Source organism: Georgenia sp. Z2081, assembly GCF_055326445.1.
The window spans coordinates 105,397-119,952 of sequence record NZ_JBUZNK010000006.1; the positions used below are offsets into that span (position 1 = coordinate 105,397).

The 14,556-nt window shown below is 73.5% G+C and carries 13 protein-coding genes; all 13 read right to left on the bottom strand.

Going from position 1 to position 14,556, the window contains the following annotated elements; translation table 11 throughout:
• Window positions 1-8: 8 nt before the first annotated feature.
• Complete coding sequence (locus ACZLKG_RS09865) at window positions 9-608, bottom strand: SRPBCC domain-containing protein (RefSeq protein WP_425708683.1); 600 nt, start codon at window positions 606-608, stop codon at window positions 9-11.
• Window positions 605-4,165, bottom strand: a complete 3,561-nt coding sequence (dnaE, locus tag ACZLKG_RS09870) for a DNA polymerase III subunit alpha (RefSeq protein ID WP_425708684.1) — start codon at window positions 4,163-4,165, stop codon at window positions 605-607. Before dnaE ends, ACZLKG_RS09865 begins: the two co-directional genes overlap by 4 nt.
• A 117-nt stretch (window positions 4,166-4,282) precedes the next feature.
• Window positions 4,283-4,753, bottom strand: a complete 471-nt coding sequence (locus ACZLKG_RS09875; RefSeq protein ID WP_425708685.1) for a GNAT family N-acetyltransferase — start codon at window positions 4,751-4,753, stop codon at window positions 4,283-4,285.
• Window positions 4,754-4,785: 32 nt separating this feature from the next.
• A complete protein-coding gene (locus tag ACZLKG_RS09880; protein ID WP_425708686.1) occupies window positions 4,786-5,721 on the bottom strand; it encodes an RluA family pseudouridine synthase in 936 nt (311 codons plus the stop codon).
• The gene (gene lspA, locus ACZLKG_RS09885; RefSeq protein WP_425708687.1) at window positions 5,714-6,781 is read right to left on the bottom strand and encodes a signal peptidase II; all 1,068 of its coding nucleotides are present in this window, start codon (window positions 6,779-6,781) and stop codon (window positions 5,714-5,716) included. Before lspA ends, ACZLKG_RS09880 begins: the two co-directional genes overlap by 8 nt.
• A 7-nt stretch (window positions 6,782-6,788) precedes the next feature.
• Window positions 6,789-7,571 carry a DivIVA domain-containing protein gene (locus ACZLKG_RS09890; protein ID WP_425708688.1) on the bottom strand — a complete coding sequence of 261 codons (783 nt, stop codon included), beginning with the start codon at window positions 7,569-7,571 and terminating at the stop codon, window positions 6,789-6,791.
• Window positions 7,572-7,711: 140 nt separating this feature from the next.
• Window positions 7,712-8,014, bottom strand: a complete 303-nt coding sequence (locus ACZLKG_RS09895; RefSeq protein WP_425708689.1) for a YggT family protein — start codon at window positions 8,012-8,014, stop codon at window positions 7,712-7,714.
• Between the two features lie 4 nt (window positions 8,015-8,018).
• Window positions 8,019-8,561, bottom strand: a complete 543-nt coding sequence (locus tag ACZLKG_RS09900; protein ID WP_425708690.1) for a cell division protein SepF — start codon at window positions 8,559-8,561, stop codon at window positions 8,019-8,021.
• A 105-nt stretch (window positions 8,562-8,666) separates the two neighbouring features.
• A complete protein-coding gene (locus tag ACZLKG_RS09905) occupies window positions 8,667-9,482 on the bottom strand; it encodes a purine nucleoside phosphorylase YfiH/LACC1 family protein (protein WP_425708691.1) in 816 nt (271 codons plus the stop codon).
• 10 nt (window positions 9,483-9,492) lie between these two features.
• A complete protein-coding gene (gene ftsZ / locus ACZLKG_RS09910) occupies window positions 9,493-10,914 on the bottom strand; it encodes a cell division protein FtsZ (RefSeq protein WP_425708692.1) in 1,422 nt (473 codons plus the stop codon).
• Between the two features lie 180 nt (window positions 10,915-11,094).
• Complete coding sequence (locus ACZLKG_RS09915; protein ID WP_425708693.1) at window positions 11,095-12,117, bottom strand: cell division protein FtsQ/DivIB; 1,023 nt, start codon at window positions 12,115-12,117, stop codon at window positions 11,095-11,097.
• Complete coding sequence (murC, locus tag ACZLKG_RS09920; protein ID WP_463648692.1) at window positions 12,114-13,448, bottom strand: UDP-N-acetylmuramate--L-alanine ligase; 1,335 nt, start codon at window positions 13,446-13,448, stop codon at window positions 12,114-12,116. The genes ACZLKG_RS09915 and murC overlap by 4 nt, the downstream gene beginning before the upstream one ends.
• 37 nt (window positions 13,449-13,485) lie before the next feature.
• A complete protein-coding gene (locus tag ACZLKG_RS09925; protein WP_463648693.1) occupies window positions 13,486-14,550 on the bottom strand; it encodes a UDP-N-acetylglucosamine--N-acetylmuramyl-(pentapeptide) pyrophosphoryl-undecaprenol N-acetylglucosamine transferase in 1,065 nt (354 codons plus the stop codon).
• Window positions 14,551-14,556 lie beyond the last annotated feature (6 nt).

A 14,556-nucleotide genomic window follows, 5' to 3' on the forward strand; every position in this document is an offset into this window, starting at 1 on the left:
CGTCCCTCTCACCCGACCGGCAGCATCCGGCCGAGCTCGACGGCCGCCGCCAGACGCTGGATCGCGCGTAGCGCCGGGGACCCGACCCCGGTCTCTGGCACCTGCTCGAAGAGATCGCCCAGCGCGTCGAGGAAGCCGAACCACCCGCCGAGGGCCGATCGCACCTGCTCCTCGTCGTCGCAGGCGTAGGTGAGGGTGAGCAGGACCTGCACGGGTGCGTCGTCCACCTCCCGCCCGACCTCGGGCGAGCCGGTCGAGGACGGGTAGTGCGCCGCGGCCGGCTCGCCGATCTCGATCCGCACGTCGGCCCGCCCCTCGCCCGTCGTCCGCCACGACGTGTCCACGGACCGACCCGGATCGACGTCCCGGACGACGACCTCCGACGTCGCACCGCCCCCGTGATCGATCCGGACCGTCCCGGCCCCGCTCAGCGGGGCGTCGAGCTCGCCGAGCCACGCAGGCGTGTACCGCGGGTCGGTGAGCGCGGCCCACAGCGTGGCGGGCTCGACGGCCCACATCCTCTGCTGCACGAGCACCGTGCGACCGTCCTCCCCACGGGTGATGCTGCCGATCTCGTGGGGCGCGAGGCCGCTCAGGGGCGCGTTCATGCGGGCGTCACGGTCCCCAGGCAGCCCGGCCCGAGGAGGGCCTTGAGGTCGCCGTAGAGGGCGGGGGAGGACGAGACCCGGTACCGGTCCGACAGCGAGAGGACGGTGTGCACGGTGGAGTTCTCGACCACCACGCGCACCTCGGTCGATCCGGGGTGCTCGCCGAGGACCCGGCCGAGCCGGTCGACCATCGCCGGGTGGATCCGGTGCTCCGGCAGGAAGATCGACAGCGGCCCGGTCCCGTCCTGCAGGGTGGGGATCGTCATGGAGTCCGCGACGACCTGCACCTGCTCGTCGCGTACGGAGGCGCGCCCCTTGATGGAGACGATCGTGTCCTCGGCCAGCGCGTGCGAGACCCCGATGTAGGACTGCGGGAAGAACATCACGTCGATCTCGCCGGACAGGTCCTCCAAGGTGGCGATCGCCCACGGGTTGCCCTGCTTGGTCAGCTTGCGCTGGACGCTGGTGACCAGCCCGGCCAGCGTGATGCGGCGCCCGTCCACGGGGTTGTCCTCCGAGGCGGCGAGCAGGTCGGAGACGGCGGCGTCCGCGTGCTGACCGAGGGAGCCCTCGAGCCCGGCGAGCGGGTGGTCGGAGACGTACATGCCCAGCATGTGCCGCTCGAAGGCGAGCTTCTCCCGCTTGTCCCACTCGGGCAGGTCCGGGATCTCGATGTCGAAGCTCGCCTCGGCACCCTCCACCGCGGCGAACAGGTCGAACTGGCCGACGGCCTCGTTCCGCTTGACGTCCACCACCGCGTCGACGGCCTCCTCGTGCCGGGCGACCAGGGCACGCCGGGTGCTGCCGAGCGTGTCGAATGCCCCGGCCTTGATCAGCGACTCGATCGTGCGCTTGTTGCACACCACCGCGGGGACCTTGTCGAGGAAGTCCTGGAAGCTCGTGAACCGGCCCTTCTCCTCACGAGCCTCGATGATCCCCTTGACGACGTTCGCCCCGACGTTGCGGATGGCACCCAGACCGACCTTGATCTGCTCGCCGACCGGCGTGAAGTCGGCGGCCGAGGTGTTGACGTCGGGTGCCTGCACCGTGATGTTCATGTGCCGGCACTCGGACAGGTAGAGCCCGAGCCGGTCCTTGTTCTCCTGCGAGTTCGTCAGGAGCGCCGCCATGTACTCGACCGGGAAGTGTGCCTTGAGGTACGCGGTCCAGTACGAGACCAGGCCGTACGCGGCGGAGTGTGCCTTGTTGAACGCGTAGTCGGAGAACGGCAGGAGCACGTCCCACAGCGCCTTGACCGCAGCCGCGGAGTAGCCCCTCTCGAGCATCCCGGCCTCGAAGGTGACGAACTGCTTGTCCAGCTCCGCCTTCTTCTTCTTGCCCATCGCGCGCCGCAGGAGGTCGGCCTGTCCGAGCGTGTACCCGGCGACCTTCTGCGCGATCGCCATCACCTGCTCCTGGTAGACGATGAGGCCGTACGTGGTCCCGAGGATCTCCGACAGCGGCTCCTCGAGCTCGGGGTGGATCGGCTTGATCGCCTGCTGCCCGTTCTTGCGCAGCGCGTAGTTCGTGTGGGAGTTCGCGCCCATCGGGCCGGGCCGGTAGAGGGCGCCGACGGCGGAGATGTCCTCGAAGTTGTCCGGCTTCATCTGGCGCAGCAGCGTCCGCATGCCGCCGCCGTCGAGCTGGAACACTCCCAGGCTGTCTCCACGCGCGAGGAGCTGGTACGTCCCGGCATCGTCGAGCCCGAGGTGCTCGAGGTCGACCTGCTCCTTGCCGTTGAGCTCGATGTTCGTCATCGCGTCGTCGAGGACGGTGAGGTTGCGCAGCCCGAGGAAGTCCATCTTCAGCAGACCGAGCCCCTCGCACGTGGGGTAGTCGAACTGCGTGAGGATGAAGCCGTCGCGTGGATGACGCATGACGGGGATGACGTCGGTGAGCGCCGTGCTGGACATGATGACGGCGCAGGCGTGAACGCCCCACTGCCGGGTCATTCCCTCCAGCCCGGTGGCCATCTGGTAGACCCGGTTGGCCTCGGGGTCGGCGCTGAGCACGCCCCGGAACTCGCCGGCCTCTGCGTACCGCTTGGACTGCGGGTCCTGGATGTCCTTCAACGGGATGTCCTTGGCCATGACCGCGGGAGGCATCGCCTTGGTGAGCTTCTCCCCCATCGCGAACGGGTAGCCGAGCACGCGCGCGGAGTCCTTGAGCGCCTGCTTGGACTTGATGACGCCGTAGGTGACGACCTGGGCGACCCGGTCGTCGCCGTACTTGTCCACCACGTAGTCGATGACCTCACCGCGCCGGCGCTCGTCGAAGTCGACGTCGAAGTCCGGCATGGACACGCGGTCCGGGTTGAGGAACCGCTCGAAGATGAGGCCGTGGACGAGCGGGTCGAGGTCGGTGATGCGCATGGCGTACGCGACCATCGAGCCGGCGCCGGACCCACGCCCCGGACCGACGCGGATCCCGTTCTCCTTGGCCCAGTTGATGAAGTCGGCGACCACGAGGAAGTACCCGGGGAAACCCATCTGCGTGATGACGCCGACCTCGTACTCGGCCTGCGTGCGGACATGGGCCGGGATACCGTCCGGGTACCGGTAGCGCAGGCCTCGCTCGACCTCCTTGACGAACCAGGAGTGCTCGTCCTCCCCCGGCGGCACGTCGAACCGGGGCATGAAGTTGGCCCCGTCGGCCGCGGTCGTGAACGTGACCTCGCACTGCTCGGCGACCAGGAGCGTGTTCCGCACGGCGTCGGGGTGGTCGGCGAACAGGTTCCACATGTCCTTCGACGAGCGCAGGTGGTAGCCCGTGCCGTCGAACTTGAAGCGGTTCGGGTCGTCCAGGGTGGAGCCGGAGTTGAGACAGAGCATGGCGTCCTGCACGGACTTCTGCTCGGCGGTGACGTAGTGCGAGTCGTTGGTGGCGAGCAGTGGCGCGTCGATCCGCTTCGCGAGCTCGAAGAGCTGCGGCATCGTCTTCTTCTCGAAGTCGTTGCCGTGGTCCATGATCTCGACGTAGAAGTTCTCGCGGCCGAAGATCTCCTGGAGCTCACCGGCGGCGCGGACCGCCTCCTCGGTCTGGCCGAGCCGGAGCCGCGTCTGCACCTCGCCGGACGGGCAGCCGGTGGAGGCGATCATGCCCGCCGCGTACTGCTGCAACAGGTCCCGGTCCATACGGGGCCACTTGCCCATCTGCCCGTCGAGCGACGCGTGGGAGGCCATCCGGAAGAGGTTGTGCATGCCCTCGGTGGTGCGGGCGAGCATGGTCAGGTGGGTGTAGGCGCCTGACGCGGACACGTCCTCGCCCTTCTGCCAGTCCTCGCCCCAGCGCACGCGCGTCTTCTTGTCGAACCGCGAGGTCCCGGGCGTCACGTACGCCTCGACGCCGATGATCGGCTTGATGCCCTTCGCGGTGGCGGCCCGGTAGAGCTCGAAGGCCCCGAACACGTATCCGTGGTCGGTGATCGCGACGGCCTTCTGCCCCTGCCGCTCGACCTCGTCGACGAGCGCCTCGATCTTCGCCGCCCCGTCGAGCATCGAGTAGTCGGTGTGGACGTGGAGGTGGGCGAAGTCCTGCTGCGCGGGGGTCGAGGCCATACCCACGATCGTAGGTTCGCCCACCGACGCTTCGGGGCCCGATCCGCCCGACCGGCGAGGTCCCCGGCGTGTCAGGGCGTGTCCCGGCGTGTCGCGGTCGCACCACCCCCGACGGGCTCAGTGCCGCAGCGTGAGTGCCATGTCCTTGTGCCAGATCCCGGCGTCGAGGTACCGGTGCTGCGAGACCAGCTCGTACCCGAGCCGGTCGTAGAACGCGATCGCGTGCTCCTGCGCCTCGATGTCCACCCGGACGGATCCGTCCGGGCCCAGGTGCTCACCGACCGCCACGTCGTGCAGTGCCTGCATGACCGCGCGTCCGGCCCCCGTCCCGCGGGCGCCGCGCAGGACGGCGACCCGCCCGATCCGTACGAGCCCGGGTCCCGCCGGCAGGAGACGCGCCGTCGCGACCGGGTCCTCGCCGCCGGCCCGGTCGACGGTCGCGAGCACGTGCGTGGTGGTGGGGTCGGTGTCGAGCGCGTCGATCTCCTCGTCGCCGGGGACGTGCTGCTCCTCGACGAACACCTCCCACCGGATGCGCCAGCACGCCTCGAGGTCGTCCCGCCCGGTGACGATCCGCGTGCGCGGCATCGGTAGGGGCACCGGGTCCGCCGACGGGCCCGTCACAGGCCGGCGGCGCGCAGGACCTCGAGCGCCCGGTCGAGGTCGTCCGGATAGGGCGAGGCGACCTCGACGCGGTCGCCGGTCACGGGGTGGGCGAACCCGAGCCCGACGGCGTGCAACCACTGCCGCGTCAGCCCGACCCGTGCGGCGAGCGTGGGGTCCGCCCCGTAGGTCGTGTCGCCCACGCACGGGTGCCCGACGGCCGAGGTGTGGACCCGGATCTGGTGGGTGCGCCCGGTCTCCAGCTGGACCTGGAGCAACGACGCCCCACGCATCGACTCGAGCGTCTCGTAGTGGGTGACGGCGTCCTTGCCTCCGGTGACGACCGCCATCCGGTAGCTGTGCCGTGGGTCCCGCCCGACCGGTGCGTCGATCGTGCCCGCGCTCGGGTCCATCTGGCCCTGGACGAGCGCGTGGTAGGTCTTGTCGACCGTGCGCTCCTTGAAGGCCCGCTTGAGCGCTGTGTAGGCCCGCTCGGACTTGGCGACGGCCATGAGGCCCGAGGTCCCGACGTCGAGGCGGTGCACGACGCCCTGTCTCTCCGGCGCCCCCGAGGTGGAGACGCGGCGACCGGAGGCGGCGAGCGCGCCGACGACGGTCGGACCGTCCCACCCGGGCGAGGGGTGCGCGGCGACGCCGACGGGCTTGTCGACGACGACGACGTCGTCGTCCTCCAGCGCGATCAGCATGCCCTCGACGGCGGTCGGCTCCGGAGGGCCGGCCGGGCGCTCGGGCTCCGGGAGGGTCACCTCGAGCCAGGCGCCGGCGACGAGCCGGTCGGACTTGCCGACCACCGCTCCGTCGAGCACGACGTCGCCGCTCGCGGCCAGCTCGGCGGCGCGGGTCCTGGACAGACCGAGCAGGCGGGAGATCGCGATGTCGACGCGTTCGCCGGCGAGCCCGTCGGGCACGGGCAGGGACCTGACCTCAGGCACCGGGCTCGTCCGTCCGGGCCGCCCGCGCGGCAGCCTCGGCCGCCTCCCGACGACGGCGCAGCTCACGCCGCGTGATCCGCTCGCCCGGGGCGGCGTCCAGCGTCTCGGCGGGCATCGGTCGGTCGCCCGGGGTGGCGCTGCCCGTGGTCGTCGCGGTCTCGGCCCCCGCTCGCGGCTCAGCCTCCGGGCCGGGCCCGACGCCCGCATCCGGCGCGTCGCCACCGCCGGCCCTGTCGGTCGTGGCGTCCGCCGTGAGCACGGAGTCGTCGGGCTCCGGCTCCGCCGACCGGTGCTGCTCGGGGGCCCCCGCAGGCTCGCCCGCCGCTCCAGCTGTCCCGCCGGCGCCGGTGCCGACCGCGAGGCGGCGCTCCCACCAGGCCTCGGGGTCCTCGTCGTCGGCGCGCGGGGTGCCCGGCCCCGTACTCGCCGCCACCAGCCAGTCGGGATCGGTCCGGGCGGCGTCGTCGGCCTCGCCCGCACCGACCGTCCCGCTCCCCCCGTCCCGCTCGTCGCTCGCCCCGTCGCCCGCCGCCGAACCGTCGGTCGCCGACCGGTCCCCGAGGCGGGTGCCGTCGATCTCCCGACCCAGGAGCGCGAGCACGCAGATCATGCTCGCCGCCACGACGATGGCGATGTCGGCGACGTTCCCGACGAACCAGTTGTAGTAGGCGATGAAGTCGATGACGTGGCCCTGGAACACGCCGGGGTCGCGGAAGATCCGGTCGATGAAGTTGCCGACCGCACCGCCCAGGAGCAGCCCGAGCGCCACCGCCCACGGGACGGACCGCAGCCTGCGGGCGTAGAAGAGGATCACCACCACGACGACGGCGATGATGACCGTGAACAGCCAGGTCGTGCCGCTGCCGAGGCCGAAGGCCGCTCCGGGGTTGAAGACGAGCCGGAGACCCAGGTACTCCCCCAGGAGCTCGATCCTGCGACCGTCGGCGAGCTGGTCGAGCGCGATCGCCTTGGTCACCTGGTCGATGACGGCGACGGCGGCCGCCAGCCCGAGTAGGAGGGCCGGCAGCCGCCGTGACGCGCCGGGGGCGGCAGAGGTCATGGGGTGGTCAGATTCCGCTCTCGCGGTTGCCGGTGCCGCCCTCGACCGTGCTGAGGAGCTGGTTGAGGTAGCTCTTCAGGCGCGTGCGGTAGTCGCGCTCGAACGTGCGCAGCTCGTCGATCTTGCGCTCGAGGAGCGAACGCTCCTGCTCGAGCTGCGAGAGCGTGCGGTTGGAGTGGGCCTCGGCCTCGGTCACGATGCGCTCGGACTCGGACTGGGCCTCGGAGACGAGGCGGGCCGCCTCGGCCTGGCCGTCGGCGACGTACTCGTCGTGCACGCGCTGCGCCATGGCGAGCATGCCGGCGGCGGAGTCGGACGCGCCCGTGGTGGCCGCCGGTGCGGCCGGGGTCGTGGCCGGCGCGGCCGGGGCCGACTGCTCGACCGGCTCCGCGGCGGGGACCTGCGTCTCCGCGGGCGACTGGGGCTCCGCGGTGGCGGCGGCTGCGTAGGGCTGCGGCGTGGCGGGCGCCGCGTCGTGCACGGAACGGCGGTTGGGGGCGGAGGTGACGGAGGGGGTCTCCGCCGTGTCGTCGGCGGCGGGCACCTGGGCCTCGGCGTCCGGGGCGTCCTCGGTCGCCGCAGCGTCGCCGGAGTGTCCGGACAGCTCCGCGACGCGGGCCTCGGACGCCTCCAGGCGGGCCTTGAGCTCCTCGTTCTCGGCGTAGACGGACCGGAGCGTGTCGACCACCTCGTCGAGGAAGTCGTCCACCTCGTCCTGGTTGTATCCCTCGCGGAACTTGGTCGCCTCAAACTTCTTGTTGAGGACGTCGTCGGCGCTGAGCAGTGCCATCTCGTCTCACCTCGATCTTGGTCGGTCGTGGCTGGACGCCACGCGCGTCCGCGCCCCAGATTACTCGGAGGAGCGCGGATGCATCGGTACCCGGGCCGGTGCGCCGCGGCCCGCCCGCGGCGCCGTCGTCCGGGTGGGCGTCACAGGAGCGCCGCGGCGAGGACCGGCAGCAGGAACCCACGCACGAGCTGGACGCCGAGGAACAGGATGATGAAGCCCAGGTCGAGCGAGATCTGGCCGATGCGCACGGGCGGCACGAACCGTCTGATGAACCGCAGCGGCGGGTCGGTGAGCCCGTAGACGACGTTCGCGAGGACGAGGACGATGCCGGTGGGCCGCCACGTGCGGGAGAAGATCTGGACGAGGTCGATGACGACGCGGGCGAGCAGGACGAGGAGGTAGAGCCACAGGATCAGGCTCAGCGCGCTGAGGACGATCCCCACGATGTCAGGCGCGGGCGAAGTCGAACCCCGAGCGGGGAGACTCCTCCTCGGCGTGCGTCACGGCCACGCTGCGGGGGGCAAGGATGAAGGCTCCCGGCGAAACCTTCTCGAGCACCCCGCCGAGGGCCATGGCGAGTCCGGCGGCGAAGTCGATGAGGCGACGCGCGTCGGCCTCGGAGATCCCCTCCATGTTGAGGATCACCGGAGTGCCGGAGCGGTAGGCGTCACCCACCGCGGGCGCGTCGTTGTAGCTCGTGGGACGCATGGTCACGATGCGGGAGAGCTCGACGTCCACTGGGGCCTCCTGGCGGGCGGGTGCGAGGCGGGTGATGTGGGTGACCTCGGCGTGCCGTTCGCGGGCGGCGGGCTGCTCGCGGGTCTCCTCCGCCTCGCGCCGGTCGTCGTACGACCGCCGGTCCTCGGCGACGCGTCGGTCGTCACGACGGCGGTCGGCGGGCTCGTCGTAGCCTCCCTCACCCTCGTACAGGTCGTCCTGCGGCTCGGCGAAGGAGAGGTACTCCATGAACTTGCGCATGGTGCCGGGCATGGGGGTCGCTCCTCGGTCGTGACGGGCGGCGGGAAGGTCGCTCCCGCCACGCACCTGACGCTAACCGGTGGAGGTCCGCGCCGGTGGTGCGACGCGCCGGGCGGGTCACGGGCCGAGCGTGACGATCCCCGCGAACCGCCCGGTACGCGGCTCGCCGGCGTGCGTGGCCCGCCGGTAGGAGTACAGGCGGCGGTCCTCGTAGGTGCAGGCGCTGTCCCGGGACACGCGGCCGACCCCGGAGGCGAGCAGCGCCGCCTCGACGGCGCCGGCCACGTCGAGGCCGGGCGTGCCGTCGTGCGTGATCGCCTCGGCGGCGGGATGCGCGGCGAGGACCTCTGCCTGGAGGCGGGCGGGAACCTCGTAGCAGCTTCCGCAGATCGAGGGCCCCAGGTGCGCGGAGAGCTCCGACGGGTCGACGCCGGCGTGCGCGAGCGCCCGGACGGCGGTCCCGACCGCGTCCGCGACGAGCCCCGCGCGCCCCACGTGGACCGCGGCGGCCGCCCGGCCGGCGGCGTCGGCGAGCAGAAGGGGCACGCAGTCCGCCACCATGACACCGACCGCGACGACGTCCCCCGCACGCGGCAGCGCGAGCAGCACGTCGGCCTCGCCGACGCTCTCGACGGGTTCCGGCCGCCCGGTCACGGCCGCGACGGTCGTGCCGTGCACCTGGGTCATCCAGGCGACCGGAGCACCGACGAGGCTCGCGACCCGGTCGCGGTTCGTACGGACACGGCTCGGGTCGTCACCGACGTGCGGCCCGAGGTTGAGACCGTCCGCCGCGCCTCCGGTCGCCGACCCGGACCAGGTCGCCGCCGCAGGGACGGCCGCGGCCCACGGCGGGCGTGAGACGCCGCCGTGGGCCGTGGTGAACACTCCGTGCGCCGCCGGGCCGAGGTCGGCGACGCGGACAGGGACAGACATGCGCCGCCGGTTACTTCAGGAAGTCGGGGATGTCGAGGTCGTCGTCCCGGCCGTCGCTCTCGGGGAACACGCGCGGGACGCGCCCGGTCTGGGACGCCGGACGCTGCTGCCCGTTCGGTGCGTACCCACCCGGACCGGGCTGCCGGCCGTCCTGCCCGTGGCCGCCCTGACCGTTGCCGCCCTGACCGTACGCGCCCTCGGCGTGCTGCTCGCCCGGGAAGCGGTCGTCGACGGGACGCTCGTCGCCGTAGGCCGGTCCGCCCTGCGCGTGCGCGGGCACCTGCTGCGGCTGCGCGGCACCCTGGCCCTGGGCCTCGACCGGGACGGGCCGCTGGTCCGTCCGCGGGGTCTGCTCGAACGTCGGGCGGGCGGCCTGGCCGGCACCCTCCCGCGCGCCGCGCGCACCGGCGTCGGCGGGCTCGGCCGCGGCGCGCACCGGGGCGAGCGGCCGACGGCCGACGGTGGACTGTGCCCCCGCGGGGCCCTCGCCCTCGTCGAAGCCCGCGGCGATGACCGTGACGCGCACCTCGTCCCCGAGGGCGTCGTCGATGACCGTGCCGAAGATGACGTTCGCCTCCGGGTGCGCGGCCTCCTGCACGAGCCGCGCCGCCTCGTGGATCTCGAACAGCCCGAGGTCGGAGCCGCCCTGGATCGAGAACAGCACGCCGTGCGCCCCGTCGATGGACGCCTCGAGCAGCGGCGAGGAGATGGCCCCCTCGGCGGCGTCGACGGCGCGGTCGTCGCCGCGCGCGGAGCCGATCCCCATGAGCGCGGAGCCTGCGCCCTGCATCACCGACTTCACGTCGGCGAAGTCGAGGTTGATCAGGCCCGGCGTCGTGATGAGGTCGGTGATGCCCTGGACACCGGACAGGAGCACCTCGTCGGCGGCCTGGAAGGCGTCGAGGATCGAGACGTTCTTGTCCGAGATCGACAGCAGCCGGTCGTTCGGGATGACGATGAGGGTGTCGACCTCGTTGCGCAGCGCGTCGATGCCGGACTCCGCCTGTGAGCCGCGGCGGCGCCCCTCGAAGCCGAAGGGACGTGTGACCACACCGATGGTCAGGGCGCCGAGCGAGCGGGCGATGCGCGCGACGACCGGCGCACCACCGGTGCCCGTGCCACCGCCCTCGCCCGCGGTGACGAAGACCATGTCGGCCCCGCGCAGGACCTCCTCGATCTCCTCCTCGTGGTCCTCCGCCGCCTTCTTGCCGACCTCGGGGTCGGCGCCGGCGCCGAGCCCGCGCGTGAGGTCCCGTCCGACGTCGAGCTTGACGTCGGCGTCGGACATGAGCAGGGCCTGCGCGTCGGTGTTGATGGCGATGAACTCCACGCCCTTGAGCCCGGAGTCGATCATCCGGTTGACGGCGTTGACGCCACCGCCGCCGATGCCGACGACCTTGATGACCGCCAGGTAGTTCTGCGGTGCTGCCACGTGAGTTCCCCTCGTCGTCGCTCGACCTTCAACCTCGACTTGAAGGTGAGACTTCTGTCCTTGTCTGGCGCAGGGAAGGTAGTCGCGACGACCCGGTTCGTGGGGAGCGACGCGCCACGAGAACCACACCGGTGTCGTTCGGTCGACGAGGGCGGTCCTGGGGTCCGGGTCCGCCCCGCGTCAGCCCGTGGTCGGTCGAGCGGGGACGGACACGTCGTAGCGCTGCGCCGGCGACTGCTCGAGCAGGACGAGCAGCACCTCGGACTTCAGCGCCGAGTCCTCCGCGCTCCCCCAGAGCACCTCGGCCTCGTCCGCGAGCGTGAGGGTGATCGTGCCGGGGGCCGACGCCGACGCGGACGCGACCTGGGAGCGCAGCTCGGTGGGCATCTCCCCGAGCGCCGAGAGCAACGCGGTCAGGGCCCGGCGTCCCTCGTCGGGGTCGTCCGGGACGTCGACCTGCGGCAGCGCGTCGTCGGGCTCGTCGGTCCGCGCCACCTCGGCGCCCGTGGCGTCGAGCAGGGCCCAGCCGTCGTCGACCTGCGTGCGGGCCACCGGCACCCGGGGCGTCACCTCGATCTCCAGGCCGGTGGGCCAGGCACGCTCGACCTCGACGTCCGCGACGCCTGGTAGCTCGCCGACCGCCTCGTCGACCGCGCCGGTGTCGACCCGGGCGAGCGGGGTGCCGACCTGTGGGTCGGCGACGGCCGCCACCTCCGCCAGGTCGACGTGGGGCGAGTCCTCGGTCGTCGACACCGACACGTCCTCGAGGGCGGTGAGCGGGGAGAGCAGGACCGCCCAGGCGACGGCGAGGAGAAGAGCGAGCGCGGCCGCGCCGATGACGATCCGCCGCACGGTGAGCCGCCGGGCGGCGTGCTCCTTCTCCGCGCGACGTTGGGCGAGCGAGGCGGTGGGCCGCGCCGGGCCCCGCCGACCACCGCGCGCGTGCACGGGCGGCGCACCGCCCGACGACGCGGCCGACTTCGCCTTCCCGTCCTTCGCCGGCTCGACCGACTTCGCCTTCCCGGCCTTCGCCGGCTCGACCGACTTCGCCTTCCCGTCCTTCGCGGGCCCGTCCGACGTCCCCTTGTCCGCCGCCGACGTCCGCGCGTCGGTACCACGGTCCCGCGAGCGCTCCTGCGGGCGCGACCCTGCGCGCCGGGGCGGAGTCGGTTCACCCCGCCGCGGCGGCCGCGGCGCCCTCACGTCCCCTCGTCCAGGTGCGCGAGGACGACGGGCGCGAGCTCGGTGACGTCGCCCGCACCCATCGTGAGCACGAGGTCCCCGGGCCGCGCGGCGGCCGCGATGGCGCGGGCGGCCTCGAGACGGTCGGCGACGTACCGCGCGCCGGCTGCCCGGTCGGCGACGAGCGAGCCGTCGACGCCGGGCTCCGGGTCCTCGCGCGAGGCGAACACGTCGGTGACGACCGCCCGGTCGGCAGCCTCGAGCGCGGCCGCGAACTGTGCGGCGAACGCCCGGGTCCGGGAGTACAGGTGGGGCTGGAAGAGGACGAGGACCCGTCCGCCGTCGGCCGCGTCCCGCGCGGCGGCCAGGGTCGCCGCCACCTCCGTGGGGTGGTGCGCGTAGTCGTCCACCACGCGCACGCCGCCGGCCTCGCCGCGGGGCTCGAATCGTCGGCCCGTCCCCCGGAACCGACCGAGACCGTCCGCCAGGGCCGCGAGGCCGACGCCCAGCTCCAGTCCGACCGCGACGCACGAGGCCGCGTTGCGCAGGTTGTGCTCCCCGCCGACGGCGAGCGCGAGCTGGGCTCGCTCGCCGTCGACCTCGACCTCACCGAGCGCGCCGGTGGTCCGCGCCTCGCCGACGTTCAGCGCGACGTGCCGCTCCGCGCCGTCGACGCCTGCGGTGGTCCCGTACGTGGCCACCCGGGTCCCGCTCGCCGCGGCGGTCGCGGCGAGGCGCCGGGCCCCGGGGTCGTCCGCGCAGGCGACGAGCAGGCCGCCCGGGCGCAGGCGGGCCGCGAAGTCCTCGAAGGCGGCGTGGAACGCCTCGGCGCTGCCCCAGTGGTCGATGTGGTCGACCTCGATGTTCGTCACGACCGAGACGCGCGGGGCGTAGTTGAGGAAGGAGCCGTCGGACTCGTCGGCCTCGGCGACGAAGGCCCGCCCCGCCCCCAGGTGGGCACCGGTGCCGAGCCCGACGACGGACCCCCCGATCGCGTAGGACGGGTCCAGGCCGGCGACGCGCAGGGCGACGGCCAGCATCGCGGACGTCGTGGTCTTGCCGTGGGCGCCGGCGACGGCGACGAGGTCGAGGTCCTCGGCGACGAGCTGGAGGGCCTCGCTGCGGTGCAGGACGGGCAGCCCGTGGGCGCGCGCGTGGGCGAGCTCCGGGTTGGTCTCGCGCACGGCCGTCGACACGACCACGGTCGCCCCGTCCGGCACGTGCTCGGCCGCGTGGCCGACGCTCACCTGTGCCCCCGCGTCGGCGAGGGCGGCGAGGACCGCGGAGTCCTTCGCGTCGGACCCGCTCACGCGTGCGCCGCGGGCGAGCAGGAGGTGGGCGACGACGGACATGCCGGCGCCGCCGATCCCCACCAGGTGGTAGGCGGTCTCAGCCACGAGCCACCGCCACGACGAGCTCGGCGAGCGGACCGGCGCCGTCGCCGGGGCCCGAGGCGACGGCCGCCTCGCCCATCGCGCGCAGGCGGTCGGCGTCACCGAGCAGCGGGACGAGGTGCTCGCGCACGTAGGCGGGCGTGAGCGCGGCGTCCTCGACGAGGACGCCGCCGCCGGCACCGACGACGTCCGCGGCGTTGAGCCGCTGCTCCCCGTTGCCGTGCGGCAACGGGACGTAGACGGCGGGCAGGCCCAGAGCGGAGAGCTCGGCGACGGTCCCGGCGCCGGAACGGCACACGACGAGGTCCGCGCAGGCGAGCGCGTGCTCCATCTCGGGCAGGTAGTCCAGGACGTGGTAGTCCGCGGCGTCGCCGACGCGCGCCCGGACCGGGCCGTCCTTGTCGCGCCCCGTGAGGTGGAGGACCTGGGCGACGCCGGCGAGGTCGCCGGCGCTCGCGGCCAGGGTGTCGTTGAGGCGCTGGGCCCCGAGCGAGCCGCCGGTGACCAGGAGGATCGGCCGGTCCGGGTCGAGGCCGAGGGCACGCGCGCCCGCCACCCGGGCGGCCGCGCCGCGGTCGTCGCCGGTGCGCTGCGCGACGAGGTCGGCGACGGCGCCGCGCAGGGGCAGCCCGGTGACCTCGGTGCGGCCCCGGCGGGCGGCGAGCGGCGTCGTGGCGAACGTGAGCGCGACGGCGGCGGCGGTGCGCGCGCCGACCTTGTTGGCCAGGCCCGGCCGGGCGTTCTGCTCGTGGACGACGACCGGGACGCCGGCGCGGCGCGCGGCGAGGTAGGCGGGCGTGGCGACGTAGCCGCCGAACCCGACGACGACGTCGGCGCCGGTGGCCTCGATGGCCTCGCGCGCGGCGCGGACGGCGGCCCGCAGGTTGGTCGGCAGGCGCAGGAAGTCCGCCGAGGGCCGCCGGGGCAGCGGGACGCGCGGGACCGGGTGCAGGTCGAGGCCGCTCGCCGGGACGAGGCGGGACTCCAGCCCGTCGCTCGTGCCCAGGGCGGCGCAGGTCGCCCCGTGCTCGCCCGCGAGCGCCGACGCCGTGGCCAGCATGGGGTT